20 protein-coding genes are annotated in these 18,184 nt (G+C 70.9%); 13 read left to right on the forward strand and 7 right to left on the reverse strand.

All coding sequences use genetic code 11. The features are described 5' to 3' along the window. Positions 1-57 precede the first annotated feature (57 nt). Positions 58-645: a histidine phosphatase family protein gene (locus tag ACH4YL_RS18610; protein WP_398508438.1), complete on the reverse strand. Its 588-nt coding sequence runs from the start codon at positions 643-645 to the stop codon at positions 58-60. 284 nt (positions 646-929) lie between these two features. On the opposite strand from ACH4YL_RS18610, the gene ACH4YL_RS18615 reads away from it, so the two are divergent. Next, entirely contained in the window at positions 930-1,145 is a 216-nt protein-coding gene (locus ACH4YL_RS18615; RefSeq protein ID WP_398508439.1) for a CbtB-domain containing protein, read from the forward strand. Between the two features lie 39 nt (positions 1,146-1,184). Beyond that, the gene (locus ACH4YL_RS18620; protein WP_398508748.1) at positions 1,185-1,937 is read left to right on the forward strand and encodes a CbtA family protein; all 753 of its coding nucleotides are present in this window, start codon (positions 1,185-1,187) and stop codon (positions 1,935-1,937) included. A gap of 41 nt (positions 1,938-1,978) precedes the next feature. On the opposite strand, the gene ACH4YL_RS18625 is transcribed toward ACH4YL_RS18620, so the two are convergent. From ACH4YL_RS18625 to ACH4YL_RS18640, 4 genes are all read right to left on the reverse strand, one after another. Beyond that, a complete protein-coding gene (locus tag ACH4YL_RS18625) occupies positions 1,979-2,839 on the reverse strand; it encodes an ABC transporter substrate-binding protein (protein ID WP_398508440.1) in 861 nt (286 codons plus the stop codon). Between the two features lie 111 nt (positions 2,840-2,950). Beyond that, positions 2,951-4,072 (reverse strand): sensor histidine kinase, encoded by a 1,122-nt coding sequence (locus ACH4YL_RS18630; protein WP_398508441.1) that lies wholly within the window; start codon positions 4,070-4,072, stop codon positions 2,951-2,953. Between the two features lie 5 nt (positions 4,073-4,077). After that, positions 4,078-4,791, reverse strand: coding sequence for a response regulator transcription factor (locus ACH4YL_RS18635; protein ID WP_398508749.1), 714 nt, complete (start codon positions 4,789-4,791; stop codon positions 4,078-4,080). A gap of 116 nt (positions 4,792-4,907) precedes the next feature. Next, positions 4,908-6,098 (reverse strand): hypothetical protein, encoded by a 1,191-nt coding sequence (locus tag ACH4YL_RS18640; protein WP_398508442.1) that lies wholly within the window; start codon positions 6,096-6,098, stop codon positions 4,908-4,910. A 172-nt stretch (positions 6,099-6,270) separates the two neighbouring features. On the opposite strand from ACH4YL_RS18640, the gene ACH4YL_RS18645 reads away from it, so the two are divergent. Next, positions 6,271-6,663: a VOC family protein gene (locus tag ACH4YL_RS18645; protein WP_398508443.1), complete on the forward strand. Its 393-nt coding sequence runs from the start codon at positions 6,271-6,273 to the stop codon at positions 6,661-6,663. On the opposite strand, the gene ACH4YL_RS18650 is transcribed toward ACH4YL_RS18645, so the two are convergent. Together ACH4YL_RS18650 and ACH4YL_RS18655 are read right to left on the reverse strand one after the other, a co-directional pair. Then, positions 6,603-7,340 carry a DUF6597 domain-containing transcriptional factor gene (locus ACH4YL_RS18650; RefSeq protein WP_398508444.1) on the reverse strand — a complete coding sequence of 246 codons (738 nt, stop codon included), beginning with the start codon at positions 7,338-7,340 and terminating at the stop codon, positions 6,603-6,605. The genes ACH4YL_RS18645 and ACH4YL_RS18650 overlap by 61 nt on opposite strands. A gap of 39 nt (positions 7,341-7,379) precedes the next feature. Further along, entirely contained in the window at positions 7,380-8,558 is a 1,179-nt protein-coding gene (locus tag ACH4YL_RS18655) for a YihY/virulence factor BrkB family protein (RefSeq protein ID WP_398508445.1), read from the reverse strand. A 17-nt stretch (positions 8,559-8,575) separates the two neighbouring features. Between ACH4YL_RS18655 and ACH4YL_RS18660 the strand changes: the two genes are divergently transcribed. From ACH4YL_RS18660 to ACH4YL_RS18705, 10 genes are all read left to right on the forward strand, one after another. Beyond that, positions 8,576-10,240, forward strand: coding sequence for an acyl-CoA dehydrogenase family protein (locus ACH4YL_RS18660; RefSeq protein WP_398508446.1), 1,665 nt, complete (start codon positions 8,576-8,578; stop codon positions 10,238-10,240). Positions 10,241-10,458: 218 nt separating this feature from the next. Then, complete coding sequence (locus tag ACH4YL_RS18665) at positions 10,459-11,688, forward strand: GAF domain-containing protein (RefSeq protein WP_398508447.1); 1,230 nt, start codon at positions 10,459-10,461, stop codon at positions 11,686-11,688. A 70-nt stretch (positions 11,689-11,758) separates the two neighbouring features. Continuing rightward, positions 11,759-12,325, forward strand: a complete 567-nt coding sequence (locus ACH4YL_RS18670) for a GNAT family N-acetyltransferase (RefSeq protein ID WP_398508448.1) — start codon at positions 11,759-11,761, stop codon at positions 12,323-12,325. A 124-nt stretch (positions 12,326-12,449) separates the two neighbouring features. Then, the gene (locus ACH4YL_RS18675) at positions 12,450-12,533 is read left to right on the forward strand and encodes a putative leader peptide (protein ID WP_351448512.1); all 84 of its coding nucleotides are present in this window, start codon (positions 12,450-12,452) and stop codon (positions 12,531-12,533) included. 113 nt (positions 12,534-12,646) lie between these two features. After that, on the forward strand, positions 12,647-14,344 hold the full coding sequence (locus ACH4YL_RS18680; RefSeq protein ID WP_398508449.1) for a nitrite/sulfite reductase: 1,698 nt from the start codon (positions 12,647-12,649) through the stop codon (positions 14,342-14,344). Next, positions 14,341-14,520, forward strand: a complete 180-nt coding sequence (locus ACH4YL_RS18685) for a hypothetical protein (RefSeq protein ID WP_398508450.1) — start codon at positions 14,341-14,343, stop codon at positions 14,518-14,520. The genes ACH4YL_RS18680 and ACH4YL_RS18685 overlap by 4 nt, the downstream gene beginning before the upstream one ends. Then, entirely contained in the window at positions 14,517-15,218 is a 702-nt protein-coding gene (locus ACH4YL_RS18690; protein ID WP_398508451.1) for a phosphoadenylyl-sulfate reductase, read from the forward strand. Before ACH4YL_RS18685 ends, ACH4YL_RS18690 begins: the two co-directional genes overlap by 4 nt. Further along, on the forward strand, positions 15,200-15,778 hold the full coding sequence (gene cysC, locus ACH4YL_RS18695; protein ID WP_398508452.1) for an adenylyl-sulfate kinase: 579 nt from the start codon (positions 15,200-15,202) through the stop codon (positions 15,776-15,778). Before ACH4YL_RS18690 ends, cysC begins: the two co-directional genes overlap by 19 nt. Then, the gene (gene cysD, locus ACH4YL_RS18700) at positions 15,775-16,725 is read left to right on the forward strand and encodes a sulfate adenylyltransferase subunit CysD (RefSeq protein ID WP_398508453.1); all 951 of its coding nucleotides are present in this window, start codon (positions 15,775-15,777) and stop codon (positions 16,723-16,725) included. The genes cysC and cysD overlap by 4 nt, the downstream gene beginning before the upstream one ends. Positions 16,726-16,727: 2 nt before the next feature. Then, entirely contained in the window at positions 16,728-18,059 is a 1,332-nt protein-coding gene (locus ACH4YL_RS18705; RefSeq protein WP_398508454.1) for a sulfate adenylyltransferase subunit 1, read from the forward strand. The last annotated feature ends 125 nt before the right edge of the window (positions 18,060-18,184 follow it).

The following is an 18,184-nucleotide window of genomic DNA, read 5'->3' on the forward strand; positions in this document are numbered from 1 at the left end:
TTCACGACGTCGGCGGTACGGGTACGGCCTGTGGCGCAAGTCTCCCCGCGGAGCACGTCAGGCCGGGTCCCCGGTCAGCTCCCGCCCGCAGCGCAGATTCCACCGCCCCAACCGGCCGGTCAGCTCCGTCATCGTCAGCGGAGCCACATCCAGCCGCCAGAACGTCTCCGGCGGCAGACCCAGCGCCCGCACCGTCGCCGCCCGGCACACCGCGGGCTCCACCACCGCGAGCACCCGGCCGGCGGTCTCCGGCAAGGACTCCAGCCATGCCCCGACCCGCGCGCAGAGCGCCAGCAGGGACTCCCCGCCGTGCGGGGCCGCCGAAGGGTCGGAGAGCCAGGCCGCCACCGACTCCGGCTCACTCGCACTGACCTCGTCCAGAGTTCTGCCGCGCCAGCGGCCCAGGTCCCAGTCGCCGAGCGCGTCCGCGGACTCGGCGGGTTCGGCCCGCAGGCCGAGCGCCTGTGCCGTCTCGCGGCAGCGCGCGGACGGACCGCTCAGCACCGTGTCGGCCCGCGGTACGGCGCTCGCGGCCGCCCCGGCCCGCCGCAGCCCCGCCGCGTCGAGCGGTACGTCACCCTCGAAGCGCGCCTCCCGCAGCGCGGCCGTCGTCGCAGGTGAGATCAACATCACCCGTACCGTCATCGTGTACGTCCCTCTCCCTTTTTCCGACCGTGCCTGACCGTTCCCGACCCTACGGAGCAAGCACATCACGGGTGTTCAGACACCTGGTCATGCCCCCGTGCGCCGTAGCGGTGCACGCCGACACGCGGTACGGTCGCGTCGACATGACGACGGTGTGACGGAAGTCCGGTGAGAATCCGGCACGGTCGCGCCACTGTGAACCCGTACCTCTGCGGGAAGTCAGACCCAGCACCTTCGTCTCAGGCACCACGATCGGGACGCGTGTTCCCCCAGGAGGTTCTGCCATGGCACAGATTGCTGCGCCCGCCACCGCCGCACCGGCCATCACCCCCATCTCGCTGAAGGCCATCGCCCCGTGGGCGGTCTTCTTCGGCATCCTGATGCTCGTCCTGCTCTACTTCGTCGGCGCCGAGCAGGGTGCCACCTCGCTCATCTCCGGTGAGACCGTGCACGAGTGGGTCCACGACGGACGTCATCTGCTCGGCTTCCCCTGCCACTGAGATTCCCTGGGGGAACGAACGCTCATGAACTCCGTATCGGTGAACTCCATATCCGTCAGAGCCCTGCTCGTCCGCGGCATGCTCGCGGGCCTGATCGCGGGCGTCTTCGCAATGGCCGTCGCGTACTTCATCGGCGAGTCGCCGGTGGACGCCGCGATCGCCTTCGAGGAGAGCCACGCGCATGAACACGGCGGCGAGGAACTCGTCAGCCGCACCATGCAGTCCACGGGCGGTCTCGCCACCGGGGTGCTGGTCTTCGGCGTCGCGATCGGCGGCATCGCGGCACTCGCGTTCTGTGTCGCACTCGGCCGCATCGGCCGGTTCGGCCCGCGCGCCACGGCGGCGCTGGTCGCACTCGGCGCGCTGCTGGTCGTGTACGTCGTGCCGTACCTCAAGTACCCGCCGAACCCGCCGGCCGTCGGCGACCCCGACACGATCGGCCAACGAACCGCGCTGTACTTCCTGATGGTCCTGCTCAGCGTGCTGCTGGCGGTGGCCGCGGTGATCCTCGGGAAGCGGCTCGCTCCGCGGCTCGGCAACTGGAACGCGACGGTCGCCGCGGGCGCCGCCTTTGTGGTGGCGGCGGGGCTGGCGTTTGCCTTCCTGCCGTCGTTCAACGAGGTGCCGAAGGGCTTCCCGGCCACGGTGGTGTGGGAGTTCAGGCTGGCGACGCTCGCGATCCAGGTGACGCTGTGGACGGTCTTCGGGCTGGCCTTCGGTCACCTGGCGGAGCGGCTGCTGGCGCCGGACACGGTGCGGACGCCGTCCCGCGCGGCGGCAGCCGTGAACTGAGAACCCAGGGCTGCGCCGCGTCACGGCGCAGCCCTCAGGTTTCAGCCCGCTTTGCCCGCCTCCACCGCGTCCGCGACCGCTTCGAAGAAGCGCGCATGAGCGGCGTGGCTGCACGCGATCTCCGGGTTCCACGGCACCACACGCGCGTCGATTCCGCCGAGCCCGTCGGGCGGCAGGGCGTTGACCCGTACGTCCGTCAGCACGATGTCCGGCCGCAGTGATGTCGCCGCGGTCCAGTCGACCGTGGACCAGTTGAGGCCGGGGCCGGGAGCCGGTTCCACGAGGCTGATGCCGTGTTCGGTCAGCGCTCTGAGGTCCGGCCAGGCGTGCGGCCTGGCGAGGTGGACGCTGTCCGGCGCGGCGGGCGACATCGCGAGCACGCGTAAACCGGCCGCGGACGCGGACGCGGCCACCGAGCGCAGCCGGCGCTCGGCACGCTCGTACTCCGCCGTACCCGATCCCGCCGCCGCGCCGAGCGACTTGGCGAGGGCCGTGAATCTGTCCCGTACGTCGCCGAGCGAACGGCCCTGCCCCACGTCGAGCACGACCACCGGCACCCGTTCCTCCACGTACTTCACAGCCTCCGGATCGAGGCCGTAGACCTGATCGGTGCCGTACGCGACGGCCACGACGAGGTCCGGGCCCGACCGCAGCAGCGTGTCCGCGTCGAGGGCCGCGCCCGATCCGAGGTAGGCGATGTCCGCGAGCGGCAGCGCGCCGGCCTTGGCCGGATCGGCGGTGTCGCCGTCGTGGTTGGACCCGAACAGGCCCGCCGGCCGTATGCCGTGATCGAAGAGCGTCGCCCCCGCCTGTATGTAGGCGACCAGCCTCGTCGGTGTGTGGTCCGCCCTGGCCCGCCGACCGCGGTCGTCGAGGAATTCCCACTCCGTCTGCCGCGCCATGCCGCCGCACCCCCTGCGTCTCGCCGGTACACGTCGACCTGTGCCTGCCCGCGGGGCGGGACGGCCACGCGCGCCAACTGCCCAGGTTTTCAAGGCGGATGCGACGTGTACTCAGGCGCCGGGGACCGCCGCCGCCGGCAACGAGACCTCGAACCGGCAGCCGCCCGTCACATTGCGCACATCCGCCCGGCCCGCGTGCGCCTCCACGATGCCGCGGACGATCGCGAGGCCGAGACCCGCGCCCGCCGGTGGCGTACGGGCCTGGGTGCCGCGCCAGCCGGTGTCGAAGACGCGTGGCAGGTCGTCCTCCGGAATGCCGCCGCAGCCGTCGGTGACGGACAGGACCACCCACTCGTCGCGCTGTTCGGCGGCGACGGCGACCGTGCCGTCCTCCGGCGTCCGGCGGATCGCGTTCACGAGGAGGTTCGCCAGGACGCGGGTCATCTCCTTGCCGTCGACCTCGACCGGGAGGGCCTCCACGCGGTCGCCGACGAGTCGTACGCCGTGCTCACGGGCGAGCGGGTCCGCACCGGCGAGCGCCTCGCCGACCAGGTCGTACACGGACATCCGGGTCGGTGTGAGCGCCAGGGTGCCCGCGTGGATGCGGGAGAGCTCGAAGAGGTCGCCGACCATGGAGTTGAGCCGGTCGACCTCGGTGCGGATCTGTCTGAAGTAACGCTCCGGGTCCTGGACGACGCCGTCCTCCAGCGCCTCGGACATGGCGCGCAGTCCGGCGAGCGGCGTGCGCAGATCGTGCGAGATCCAGGCGACGAGTTCGCGCCGGGAGGTCTCCAGGGCGCGTTCGCGCTCGCGGGAGGCGGCGAGGCGGTCACTGGTGGCGGCGAGTTCGCGGCTGAGCGCGGCAAGTTCGGCGGTCGGCTCGCGATCGGGCGCGGCGAACGCGCCGCCGTCGCCGAACGAGCGTGCCGCCTGGGCGAGTTCGCGGCTGCGCGCCACGACCCAGCGGCCCAGCAGCAGCGCGGTGGCCAGCGAGACGACCGCCGCCATCGCGATGACGAGCGTGACCACCTGGAGGTCGTGCGAGTTCAGGAACATCGCCTGGGCGACGGCGAGCGTCCCGGCGAGCATGGCGGTCACGGCGACCGCGGCGACGACGGTGAGGGAGACGGCGACGGACCTGTGCCGCAGGAAACGCAGCACAAGTGCGCCGACCAGGCCGACCGCGGCGGCGCCGAGGAAGGCGAAGAGCGCGATGAGGAGCATGTCCCGCACGGTGATCAGACCTCTTCTCGCGGCGGGGAGTCATGGGTCGGCACCGCCGCGTCGAAGCGGTAGCCCACCCCCCACACCGTCTGGATCAGCCGCGGCGCGGCCGGATCGTCCTCGATCTTGCCGCGCAGCCTGCGCACATGGACCGTGACGGTGGACAAGTCGCCGAACTCCCACCCCCACACGTCCTGCATCAGCCGCTCCCGGCCGATCGCCTCGCCCGGGTGCCGCATCAGATGCGCGAGGAGGTCGAACTCCCGCAGCGTCAGGTTCAGTTCACGGCCGTCCTTGGCGGCCCGCCGCGCTGCCGGGTCCAGTACGATCCCGCCGGCCGTCAGCTCGGGACCCGTTCTGCGCTCCCCCGTCCCGCCCCTGCGCAGCACGGACTCCACCCGCAGCACCAGCTCGCGCGGGCTGAACGGCTTGGTGACATAGTCGTCCGCGCCCACCTCGAGACCCAGGATCCGGTCGTCCTCGTCGCCGCGCGCGGTCAGCATGATCACCGGTACGGAATCGGCCACGCCGGCCCGGAGCCTGCGGCACACCTCGAGGCCGTCCATGCCGGGCAGCATCAGATCGAGGACGACCAGGTCGGGCCGGCGGCCGGCGGCGAGCCTGAGAGCCTGCGGCCCGTCGGCGGCGCGGTCAACGCTGAAGCCCGCGCGTTCCAGGTAGCCGGTGACGACTTCGGCGACAGTCGGATCGTCGTCGACGACGAGAATGCTGTGCATACCGCCAGTCTCCACTGACCTGGCAGGGGCCGGGTGCCGGGCAGGTCTTACGAAACGGTGACGCCCGGGTCCTGGCAGGGACCCGGGCGCCCAACGGTGGTCCCGCGTCAGGACGTGTACGAGACGGTGACCGCCCTCGGTGACCGTCCCGCCGTGGCGCGGCACTGCGCGTCCGAGCCCGCCGCGGTCATGGCCAGCTTGCTCATGACGAGAGTCAGACAGCGGCCCAGGGCCTGCTGACCGTAGTAGTTGGGGTGCAGCAGCTCTTGTGCCTCGGCGGCGGGCAGCGCGGCCTTGGTGCGCGGCAGGTAGCGCGCCCACTCGGCCTTCGCGGCGGACGGTCCGTAGATGCTCCTGCCGTCGGAGGCGAAACCGGTCTGGCGCGCCTTGCCGCAGACCTGGTGCCCTTCGAGCAGCCGGCTGAGGTCCACGAAGTCGGCGCCGGTCTTGTCCGCGGCCTTCTTGAGCTCGGTGTTGAGTCCCGTGCCCAGGGTCCTGTCGATCCAGCTCAGGTCCCGGTTGTAGAAGGGGCAGCCGTACGCGCTCCAGCGGTCCCAGCCGTTCTCGTCGTGCGCCGCGGTGGTGGCCGCGGCTCCCGAGGCGAGCGGCATGGGGTAGGACTGCACGATGACGCGCGGGGTCGAGCCCGCGGCCCTGAAGACCTCCGTGATCTCGTTGACGGCCCGCTCAACCTTGGCGCTCACCGTCCGCATCCGCTTGGTCACCGGGCTGGTGAAGGCCACGTCCGTGGAGCAGTACCGGTTGTTCTTCCATGCCTCGGCGCACGCCTTCATCGTGTCCGTCAGCTTCAGATCGCTGCCGCCGACGGACAGGACGACGGCCTTGATGTTGTTCTCCTTGGCCAGCGTCCTGAGCTGCTGGAGCTGTGACACACGGCCCTTGGTGGCACGCGACAGCTGCGCGGTGGCCGCGCCGGAACAGGCGATGTTGTACTTCTTGGCGCCGCCGCCGATCGCGGCGACGTCGGAGCGGCGGCAGTCGGCGTCGTAGATCTTGTCCAGCGCGATGCCGTCGGTCTTCACCCGGTCCGTCGTGTCGCGCAGGGCCTGCGGGATGCCGCCGAAGTTCTTGAGCCCTTCCGCATTCCCCAGCCACCGTGCGCCCTCGCCGGAGATGAAGCTGTCGCCCATGGTCACCACGGCGTCGGGCTTGGGCGCGGCGGCCGAGGCGTTCGAGGTGCCGAGGGCTGCCGTCGCCGGGAGCACGGCCAGCGCGCACACAGCGGCCGCGGTACGCATCGGACGTCTGCGACGTACGGTCGTGGGAAGTGTGGTCATCGGTGGAGTCCTTCCGCTGGGTTCCCCCGTCTCACTCAGTGATCTTGCGGCCCGGGAGTCGTACAACCACACCTGGCTGGCCGTGGCATCACCCGTACGGCGAACGAGAACCCGGCCGCGCAGGTCCGATTCCTTCAAGACCACCGGCCGGACAGCGGCCTACGTTGGCGACATGACTCCACGACTCGACGCAATCGGCCTCGTCGCCGCCGACATGGCCGCCTCTCTCGCCTTCTACCGCCGGCTCGGCCTGGACATCCCCGCCGAGGCCGACACCGCCCCGCACGCGGAGGCAACGCTTCCCAGCGGTCTGCGCGTGCTCTGGGACACCGAGGAGACCATCCGCTCCTTCGACCCGTCCTGGACCCCACCGACGGGCGGCGAACGCCTCGGCCTCGCGTTCCTGTGCGACAGCCCGGCCGAGGTGGACTCGGTGTACGCCGAGCTGACGGCGGCCGGGTATCAGGGCCACCTCAAGCCCTGGGACGCGGTGTGGGGCCAGCGCTACGCGGTCGTCCTGGACCCGGACGGCTGCGGGGTCTCGTTGTTCGCCGACGCCTCGTAGGCGCTCAGCGTGATCCCGCCCAGGTCGCGCATCTCCCGGGCGAGATGCGCCTGATCGGCACAGCCCGCGGCGAGCGCGGCCTCCGCGTACGGCACTCCGGCCAGCACCAACGCCAGCGCCCGCTGCAGCCGCAGCACCCGGGCCAATGTCTTGGGCCCGTACCCGAAGGCGTCCAGCGACCGGCGGTGCAACTGCCGGGCGCCGAGGCCGACCGCGTCCGCCGCCCCGGCGACGGTGCCGCCCGCCTCCAGACGGCGTACGACCTCGCCCATCAGCGGATCTGGCGCCCCGGCGTCCGCCGCCCGCCGCAGCGCCACTGCCTCAAGACCGGTCACCGGATCGGCGGCCTCCGCGATCCGCTCCGCGATCCGCCGCGTCTCGGCCCCGCCCCACAGATCGGCAAGGTCGACCCGCCGGTCCCGCAGCTCGTGAGCGGGCACTCCGAGCATCCCGGGCGCGGCACCGGGCGCGAACCGGATCCCCGCGTACCGCGTCACGGGCGAGCCCGTGGGGCTGTAGGCGTGCGTGTCCGGGCCGGCCACAAGGAGGCGGCCGTCGGCCCAGAGGAGGTCCATGCAGCCGTCGGGCAGCACGGGATGGACGGGACCGCCGCGGGGGTCCATGGTCCGCGTCCAGACGACGGCGCCGTCGAGCCGCGACGGCCGTTCCTCGTACACGCTCCCGAGGCTAGCCGCCGGTGTGGCGCGACCCCAGCCTCAGTCGCCGGTCGGGCTCGAGTGGTTGTTCGGCGGAGGCGACTTGTGGCTGTCCCGCCCCGTGTGCAGCCGGGACTTCACATCGTCCGGCGGCAGGAAGCGCGACCAGCGTTCCGGGAACTCCGACGGCATGTCCCCGCCGCCTTCCTCCGGGTCCGAGTCGTCGTCCTCGTCGTCGAAGACATGCGCCGCCTTCGCCCGCGCGAGGACCTCCGCCGCCTGCGCCGCCCGCAGCCTTTCGTTGGCCGCACGGGCCGCCGCCGTCGCCGCCGCCGGCCAGACGCGGTCGATCGCCGCATTGACCGCCGCGCCCACGAGGACCGCGAAGGCCGTCAGGCCGATCCACAGCAGGACGGCGATGGGCGCGGCGAGTGAGCCGTAGATCGTCGGGCCCTCGACCGTGCTCGTGAGGTAGATGCGCAGCAGGAAGCTGCCGAAGACCCCCATTCCGAGCGCCACCAGCGCCCCGGGGACATCCTCGATCCACGGGGAGCGTACGGGCACGGACACGTGGTAGAGCGTGGTCAGGAAGGCGATGGAGAGCAGGCTGACCACCGGCCAGTACAGAACGCTGACCACTTCCGTGCCCCACGGGATCAGCTCCACCACCCGGTCGGGGCCGACCACTGCCAGCGGGAGGACCACCGCGCCGATCAGCAGGGCCACGAGGTAGAGCAGGAACGCGAGCAGGCGGGTGGCGACGATGCCGCGCTGGCCGTCGAGGCCGTACATCACCGTGATCGTGTCGATGAAGACGTTGACCGCCCGCGATCCCGACCAGAGCGCGATGGCGAAGCCGATGGAGATGATGTCCGGCCGGCCACCGTGGGTGACGTCCTCCAGCAGCGGCTTGGCGATCTCGTTGACGCCCCGGTCGGACAGCACGGTGCCGACCGCGCTGAGGATGTTCTCCTCGATCGAGGCGACCGTGGTGGTGTTCGTCCAGTTGTCGATGTAGCCGAGCAGGCCGATCATGCCCATCATCAGCGGCGGCAGCGACAGCAGCGTGAAGAACGCCGCCTCGGCCGCGAGGCCCAGGATGCGGTACTCGATGCACGAGTTGACCGTGTCTTTCAGCAGCAGCCATGCCATCTTCCGCTTGGAGACGTTGCGGTAGAGGACTCGGGCCCGGTGGAGTCGGCCCCGCGGCCGCTCGGGTGTTTCATTTGCTGCCTGCACCTCCTTACCGTATCGGCATGGCAGCTACCACCCACACAGTGACCAACCAGGCTCCGCCCCTGGTGGGGTACGACGTCTACGGCTCCGACCAGGTCCTGACCGAGGCCGTGGAACGGCATGTCGCACCCGAACTGCTCGACGCGGCGCAGCAGGAGCTCTCGGACCTGGGCCGGACGGCCGGCTCGGCCCAGGTCCAGGAGTGGGGGGTACAGGCCAATGAGAACCCTCCGAAACTGCGTACGCATGACCGGTACGGCAACCGGATTGACGAGGTCGACTTCCATCCGGCCTGGCACCGGCTGCTGGGGAAGGGCGTCTCCGCCGGGCTGACCAGCGCCTGGGGCCGGCCGGCCGGGCATGTGCGGCGTGCGGCCGGGTTCATGGTCTGGACGCAGGCCGAGGCCGGCAACGGCTGTCCGCTGTCCATGACGCATGCCTCGGTGCCCGCGCTGCGCACCGATCCGGCCCTCGCGGCCGAGTGGGAGCCACGGCTGACCTCGATGGTGTACGAGCAGGGGCTGCGGCCGGCCCGGGAGAAGCCCGGTGTCCTGTTCGGGATGGGCATGACGGAGAAGCAGGGCGGCAGCGACGTCCGGGCCAACACGACGCGGGCCGAGCCGCTGGCCGCCGACGGCGAGTATCTGCTCACCGGTCACAAGTGGTTCTGTTCGGCTCCGATGTGTGACGGTTTCCTGGTACTCGCCCAGGCCCCGGGCGGCTTGACCTGCTTCCTGGTGCCTCGGGTGCTGGACGACGGGACCCGGAACGTGTTCCGGATCCAGCGGCTGAAGGACAAGCTGGGCAACCGCTCGAACGCGTCGAGCGAGGTCGAGTTCGACGGGACGTGGGCGCGCCGGGTCGGTGACGAGGGCCGCGGCGTGCGCACCATCATCGAGATGGTTGCGGCGACCCGGCTGGACTGTGCGCTCGGATCGGCCGCGCTGATGCGGCAGTCCGTGGCGCAGGCGATCCACCACAGCGCCCATCGCAGCGCGTTCGGCGGGCTGCTGATCGACAAGCCGCTGATGCGCAACGTACTGGCCGATCTGGCGCTGGAGTCGGAGGCGGCGACGACGCTGGCGATGCGGCTCGCCGCCGCGTACGACTCCGGCACGGACAACGAGCGCGCGTTTCTGCGGCTCGCGGTGCCCGCGGCCAAGTACTGGGTGACCAAGCGGTGTACGCCGACGGTGGCCGAGTCCCTGGAGTGCCTCGGCGGCAACGGCTATGTCGAGGAGTCGGGGCTGCCGCGGCTGCTGCGCGAGTCGCCGCTCAACTCGATCTGGGAGGGCTCGGGCAACGTACAGGCGCTGGATGTGCTGCGGGCGCTCTGGGGGTCCCCCCACGCCGCAGGGCGTAGGGGGAGTGAGCCGGAGGCGCTGAACGCCTTCCTGCAGGAGGTCGGCGCGGCACGCGGCGCGGATCACCGGCTGGACGCGGCGATCAAGGATCTGCTGACCGAACTGGCCGACCTGAACGGCATCGAGGCCCGTGCGCGCCGGCTGGTGGAGCGGATGGCACTGGTGCTTCAGGGGTCGTTGCTGGTGCGTTCGGCTCCGCCGGAGGTGGCGGACGCGTTCTGCGCCTCGCGGCTCGGCGGTGACTGGGGCACGGCCTTCGGCACGCTGCCGCACACGCTGGGTCTGGCGGCGATCGTCGAAAGAGCGCGGGCCGTCGTCTGACGGCCCACGCCCCTGACGACCGCGTGGTTGTGGGGGTGGTGCTGCGCCGACACGGCACCACCCCGCGCCGTCACCTTCGTACACGCGCACGCCCGTTCGCGAGGGTTGCAAGAGGTTGCAGCCTTGTGCGCCGTATCGCCACGCGCGCCGACAGGCGCGGGGCACGATTGAAACAGCCCCCCGCAATAGGACGCTGGCGTCGCCCCAGGAGGCCCCCAGTGCAGAGCACACCCCTCGACATGGCCAAGCTCGCCGCCATGGACACCGCGGAGGCCACTCGGCTGCTGAAAGGAGTGCGGGACGCCGCGCTCAACGGCCGCCGGTCACGGATCGCCCCGAGAGCGGACATCAACGAGTCGTGGCAGCGGATGCTGAGCGGCGGTGTGGATCCCGACCGGGACCGCAGGGCCGGTCTGCTGCCCCTGGAGGAGATCGAACGCCGCAGGCTCAGCACGCCGTTACGCGAGGTCCTGCCCGTGCTCCGGGACGGTCTGGTGTCGATCGCGGAAGCGGCGCAGCACATCATGGTCGTCGCGGACACCGACGGCCGGGTGCTGTGGCGCGAGGGCAAGGCCACCGTGCTGCGCAAGGGCGACGCGAACGGCTTCGTGCTCGGCGCCGACTGGAGCGAGCGGCTCGTCGGCACGAACGGCATCGGCACTCCCCTGGTCTCCGGACGGCCGCTCCAGGTGCATGCCGCCGAGCACTTCATGTCCAGTTACGACACCTGGACCTGCGCGGGCGCCCCGGTCACCGATCCGCGCGACGGCAGGCTGATCGGCGTCGTCGACATCAGCGGACCGCTGTCGACCATGCATCCGGCGACGCTCTCGCTGGTCACGTCGGTGACCCGGCTCGCCGAGGCGGAGCTGCGCAACCGGCACTTCGAGGAGCTGGACCGGCTGCGCAGCGTGGCGGCCCCGCTGGTGGGCCGGCTGACCGGCCGGGCGCTGGCCGTGGACGCCAACGGCTGGCCCGCCGCGGTCACCGGCATGGCGCCCACGGGCCGGCTGCAACTGCCGAAGTCGCTCGGCGCGGGCCGGCTCTGGCTGGGCTCGCTCGGCATGTGCACGATCGAACCGCTGCCCGGCGGCTGGCTGGTGCGGGTGGACGACCAGGGCGGCGGGAGCGGCCGGGCCCGGCCGCCGTCCCGTGTGGTGCTGGATCTGAGCAGGCCGCGCCGTCCGTCGGTGACGGTCTCGGGCGAGGCGGGCAGCTGGGTGCAGGAGCTCAGCCCGCGCCATGCCGAGCTGCTGTATGTACTGGCGCTGTACCGCGACGGGCGCAGTGCGGCGGAGCTGGCGGCGGCACTCTTCGCGGATCCGACGCGGACGGTGACGGTGCGGGCGGAGATGTCGCGGCTGCGGCGGCATCTGGCGCAGGTGCTGGCGAGCCGTCCGTACCGCTTCGCCGAGGAGGTCGAGGTCGAGGTGATCCGGCCCGCCTGACCGGGACGTGGACCGGTCCGACCGGGACCCCGCTTTGGCCGGATCGCGACGGCATGGTTTTCTGGCCGACATGAGCATCACCGTCACCACCTGGTCCCTGGAGCAGACCTCGCCGGCCGATCAGCGCCCCGCCGCCGCGCCCTCGGACGACGTGAAGATCGTGCGCGCCGAGGTGCACTCGCCCGAGTTCAGCCGCTTTCTGTATACGGCCGTCGGCGGTGACATCCACTGGAACGACCGGCTCACGATGTCGTACGCGCAGTGGGAGGAACTGCTCGGCAGGCCCGGGACCGAGACCTGGGTGGCGTACGAGAAGGGCACGCCGGCCGGCTATGCGGAGCTTCAGGCGCAGGACGAGGGCTCGGTCGAGATCGTGTACTTCGGTCTTGTCCCGGCGTTCCGCGGGCGGCGGATCGGCGGTCATCTGCTCTCGTACGCGGTGTCCAGGGCCTGGGACCTGGCGGAGCGCTGGCCGGGTCTGACGCCGACGAAGCGGGTCTGGCTGCACACCTGCTCCAAGGACGGCCCGCACGCCATGGACAACTATCTGCGTCGCGGCTTCACGCTCTTCGACACCAAGGTGGAACAGGAACCGGAGCCGGCGGCCCCGGGACCCTGGCCGGGCGCCCACACCTGACCCGTCCGCGGCGCGTATCGCGCGGTGTGTGACCCACATCGCACCGTCCCACGATACGGGACACTCTTGTCCGCCATACGGACAGCGCTGGACCGAGTCCAAAGTCCCGTGACACGCTTCCGTCATGTCTCGAGCTGGAATTGCCTTGGTGAGTCGGCGGCACGTCGACCTCGGCCGCATGTCCAGCGCCATCTGTCCGGTCTGCTGAAAGACCAGCACAGCCGAGCTTTCCCATTCTCTTCACCGCCCTGCGCACCGTCGCGCCTCAGCGCGAGTGTGCAGCTCAGAGCCGCCCTCCTGCAGTCTCGAAGGATTTCCGCCATGGCCGCCATCCCCGAAAAGCCCGCCTCCGCCACGCCCCGCCGCAAGGCCGGACGCCACCGCGGCGAGGGGCAGTGGGCCGTTGGCCACATGACGCCGCTGAATGCTAACGAGCAGACCAAGAAGGACGACGACGGTCTCAATGTGCGGACACGCATTGAGACGATCTACGCCCACCGCGGCTTCGACTCGATCGACGGCGCCGACCTGCGCGGACGGATGCGCTGGTGGGGTCTCTACACCCAGCGCAAGCCCGGCATCGACGGCGGCAAGACCGCGATCCTCGAGCCGGAGGAGCTGGACGACAAGTACTTCATGCTGCGCGTCCGCATCGACGGCGGACGGCTGACCACCGAGCAGTTGCGGGTCGTCGGCGAGATCTCGCAGGAGTTCGCGCGCGGCACCGCCGACATCACCGACCGGCAGAACATCCAGTACCACTGGATCCGGATCGAGGACATGCCGGAGATCTGGCGGCGGCTCGAAGGCGTCGGACTGTCGACGACCGAGGCCTGCGGCGACACCCCGCGTGTTGTCCTCGGCTCGCCCGTCGCCGGGATCGCCGAGGACGAGATCATCGACGGCACGCCCGCCGTCGACGAGATCTACCGCCGGATCGTGGGCAACAAGGACTTCTCCAACCTGCCGCGCAAGTTCAAGTCGGCGATCTCGGGATCGCCGCTGCTCGATGTCGCGCACGAGATCAACGACATCGCGTTCGTCGGTGTGAACCACCCCGACCACGGTCCCGGCTTCGACCTGTGGGTCGGCGGCGGTCTCTCCACCAACCCGAAGATCGGCGTGCGGCTCGGCGCCTGGGTGCCGCTGGACGAGGTCCCGGACGTGTACGAGGGCGTCATCTCGATCTTCCGCGACTACGGCTACCGGCGGCTGCGCACCCGCGCCCGGCTGAAGTTCCTGGTCGCGGACTGGGGCGCGGAGAAGTTCCGCCAGGTGCTGGAGGACGAGTACCTGCAGCGGAAGCTCGTCGACGGGCCCGCGCCCGAGCAGCCCGTACAGGAGTGGCGTGACCACGTCGGCGTGCACCGGCAGCAGGACGGCCGGTTCTACGTCGGGTTCGCGCCGCGCGTCGGACGGGTCGACGGCGCCACGCTCACCAAGATCGCCGAGGTGGCGGAGGCGCACGGCTCCGGCCGCCTGCGGACCACGGTCGAGCAGAAGATGATCGTCCTCGACATCGACGAGGCGCAGGTCGAGTCGCTGGTGGCCGCTCTCGAGTCGCTGGATCTGCGGGTCAGCCCGTCGCCCTTCCGGCGCGGCACGATGGCCTGCACCGGCATCGAGTTCTGCAAGCTGGCCATTGTCGAGACCAAGGCCCGTGGCGCCTCGCTGATCGACGAACTCGAGCGCCGCATCCCCGAGTTCGACCAGCCGATCACGATCAACCTCAACGGCTGCCCGAACGCCTGCGCCCGTATCCAGGTCGCGGACATCGGTCTCAAGGGCCAGCTGGTCCTGGACGACCAGGGAAACCAGGTCGAGGGCTTCCAGGTGCACCTCGGCGGCGCGCTCGGCCTGGAGGCCGGCTTCGGCCGCAAGGTCCGCGGCCTGAAGGTCACCTCCGCCGAGCTGCCCGACTATGTCGAGCGGGTCCTCAAGCGCTTCCAGGCGGAGCGCGAGGACGGCGAGCGGTTCGCGACCTGGGCGGCGCGTGCGTCCGAGGAGGCCCTGTCATGAGTGAGAGGGCCGCCCCCTTCTACTGCCCGTACTGCGGCGACGAGGACCTGCGTCCGAACGAGCAGGGCCACGGCGCATGGGAATGCGCGGCATGCAATCGAGCCTTCCAGTTGAAGTTCCTCGGGCTGCTGACCCGTGGACTTCAGCGCAACGACGGTGGAGGGAACGGGATATGACGGCGGTTCAGACCAAGGACGATCTCAAGTCGCTTGCCGAGCAGGCCGGGCGGGACCTCGAAGAGGCCTCCGCCCTGGACATCCTCACGTGGGCGGCCGAGACCTTCGGGCCGCGCTTCTGCGTCACCTCCTCCATGGAGGACGCGGTCGTCGCCCATCTCGCCTCTCGCGCCTTCCCCGGCGTCGACGTCGTCTTCCTCGACACCGGCTACCACTTCCCGGAGACCATCGGGACCCGGGACGCGGTCGAGGCCGTGATGGACGTCAACGTCATCACGCTCACGCCGCGCCAGACCGTGGCCGAGCAGGACGCCGAGTACGGCCCGAAGCTGCACGACCGCGACCCCGACCTGTGCTGCGCGCTGCGCAAGGTCAAGCCCCTTGAAGAGGGTCTGACTTCGTACGACGCGTGGGCCACGGGCCTGCGCCGCGACGAGTCGCCGACCCGCGCCAACACGCCGGTCGTCGGCTGGGACGAGAAGCGGCAGAAGGTCAAGGTCTCGCCGATCGCCCGCTGGACGCAGGACGACGTGGACGCGTACGTCGCCGAGCACGGCGTGCTCACCAACCCGCTGCTGATGGACGGTTACGCCTCCGTGGGCTGCGCGCCCTGCACCCGCCGGGTGCTGGAGGGCGAGGACGCGCGCGCCGGCCGCTGGGCCGGCCGGGGCAAGACCGAATGCGGGCTGCACGGATGACGACCGAGGATCTGGGAGACAAGCACGTGACTGGGGCCACCATCTGGCTGACCGGTCTGCCGAGCGCGGGCAAGACCACGATCGCCCACGAGCTGGCGGAGCGGCTGCGCGCCGACGGCCACCGGACCGAGGTGCTCGACGGCGACGAGATCCGCGAGTTCCTCTCGGCGGGCCTCGGCTTCAGCCGCGAGGACCGGCACACGAACGTGCAGCGGATCGGTTTCGTCGCCGAACTGCTGGCGTCCAACGGCATCAAGGCGCTGGTGCCGGTGATCGCGCCGTACGCGGACAGCCGCGAGGCCGTGCGCAAGCGCCATGCCTCCGAGAGCACGCCGTACATCGAGGTGCATGTCGCCACTCCGGTGGAGGTCTGCTCCGTACGCGATGTGAAGGGGCTGTACGCGAAGCAGGCGGCGGGCGAGATCAGCGGTCTCACCGGCGTCGACGACCCGTACGAGGAGCCGCACTCCCCGGACCTGCGGATCGAGTCGCACACCCAGACCGTGCAGGAGTCAGCCGCCGCGCTGCATGCGCTGCTCACCGAGAGGGGTCTCGCATGACGACCGCAGTGACCGTGCACGAGGCTGCAGACAATTCCGGGGGCGACAGCCCGTACGCGCTGTCGCATCTGGACGCGCTGGAGTCCGAGGCGGTGCACATCTTCCGCGAGGTGGCGGGCGAGTTCGAGCGGCCGGTGATTCTGTTCTCCGGCGGCAAGGACTCGATCGTCATGCTGCATCTGGCGCTGAAGGCGTTCGCGCCGGCCGCGGTCCCGTTCTCGCTGCTGCATGTGGACACCGGGCACAACTTCCCCGAGGTCCTGGAGTACCGCGACCGCGTGGTGGCCGCACATGGGCTGCGGCTCCATGTGGCCTCCGTACAGGACTACATCGACGCCGGAAAGCTGCGCGAGCGGCCCGACGGGACCCGCAATCCCCTGCAGACCGTTCCGCTCACCGAGAAGATCCAGTCCGAGCGCTTCGACGCGGTGTTCGGCGGCGGCCGCCGGGACGAGGAAAAGGCACGCGCCAAGGAGCGGGTGTTCTCGCTGCGGGACGAGTTCTCGCAGTGGGACCCGCGCCGGCAGCGGCCCGAGCTGTGGCAGCTCTACAACGGCCGCCACGCGCCCGGCGAGCATGTCCGCGTCTTCCCGTTGTCCAACTGGACCGAGCTGGACGTCTGGCAGTACATCGAGCGCGAGAAGATCGAGCTCCCCGAGATCTACTTCGCCCACGAGCGCGAGGTCTTCCAGCGCTCCGGCATGTGGCTGACCGCGGGCGAGTGGGGCGGCCCGAAGGCGTCCGAGACGGTCGAGACGCGGCTGATCCGCTACCGCACCGTCGGCGACATGTCCTGCACCGGAGCCGTCGACTCGGACGCCACCACGCTCGACGCGGTGATCGCCGAGATCGCCGCGTCCCGGCTCACCGAGCGGGGCGCGACCCGCGCCGACGACAAGATGTCCGAGGCCGCGATGGAAGACCGCAAGCGCGAGGGGTACTTCTAACCATGACGACCACGACCCAGCAGCTCTCGGCCACCACCCTGCTGCGCTTCGCCACCGCCGGCTCCGTCGACGACGGCAAGTCCACGCTGGTGGGACGGCTGCTGCACGACTCCAAGTCGGTGCTGACCGACCAGCTGGAGGCCGTCGAGGCCGCGTCCCTGAGCCGCGGCCAGGAGACGCCCGACCTGGCGCTGCTCACCGACGGCCTGCGGGCCGAGCGGGAGCAGGGCATCACCATCGACGTGGCGTACCGCTACTTCGCGACCGCGCGCAGGCGGTTCATCCTCGCGGACACGCCGGGCCATGTGCAGTACACCCGCAACATGGTCACCGGCGCGTCCACGGCCGAGCTCGCGGTCGTCCTCGTCGACGCGCGCAACGGCGTCGTCGAGCAGACCCGCCGGCACGCCGCGATCGCCGCGCTGCTGCGCGTCCCGCATGTCGTGCTGGCCGTCAACAAGATGGACCTCGTCGCGTACGAGGAGTCCGTCTTCGCCGCGATCGCCAAGGAGTTCACGGCGTACGCATCCGAGCTCGGCGTCCCCGAGATCACCGCGATCCCGATCTCGGCGCTCGCCGGGGACAACGTCGTGGACGCATCCGCGAACATGGACTGGTACGGCGGGCCGACCTTCCTGGAGCACCTCGAGACGGTCCCGGTCAGCCACGACCTCACGACCTGCCACGCGCGTCTGCCCGTGCAGTTCGTGATCCGTCCGCAGACGGCCGAGCACCCCGACTACCGCGGGTACGCGGGCCAGATCGCGGCCGGCGCCTTCCGCGTCGGCGAGGCGGTCACGGTGCTGCCCTCAGGCCGTACGTCGAGGATCTCCGCGATCGACCTGCTCGGCGAGGCGGTGGATGTGGCCTGGACGACGCAGTCGGTGACCGTCCTGCTGGAGGACGACATCGACATCTCGCGCGGTGACCTGATCGTGCCGACCAAGGACGCGCCCGCGACGACGCAGGACATCGAGGCGACCGTCTGCCACGTCGCCGACGCGCCGCTGACCGTCGGCCACCGGGTGCTGCTCAAGCACGGCACCCGCACGGTCAAGGCGATCGTCAAGGACATTCCGTCCCGGCTGACCCTGGACGACCTGTCCCTGCACCCGCACCCCGGGCAGCTGGTCGCCAACGACATCGGCCGCGTCAAGATCCGTACCGCCGAGCCGCTGCCGGTCGACTCGTACGCCGACTCCCGGCGCACCGGCTCGTTCATCCTGATCGACCCCGCCGACGGCACCACGCTCACCGCGGGCATGGTCGGCGAGTCCTTCGCCTCGCCGGAGCCGGTCAAGACCGAGGCGGACGACGACGGATGGGACTTCTGATCATGACCCCCACCGACTTCTACGCCACGTTCGCGAAGGAGGGCGGCCGCGTCGGCAGCGGCGCCCTCGGCGCGGGCACGGGCGGGGTGGCGCGATGTGCGTGCTGACGTACGCGCACTGCCTGC

The sequence above is a fragment of the Streptomyces sp. NPDC020681 genome (assembly GCF_044334895.1).
Lineage (GTDB): Bacteria > Actinomycetota > Actinomycetes > Streptomycetales > Streptomycetaceae > Streptomyces.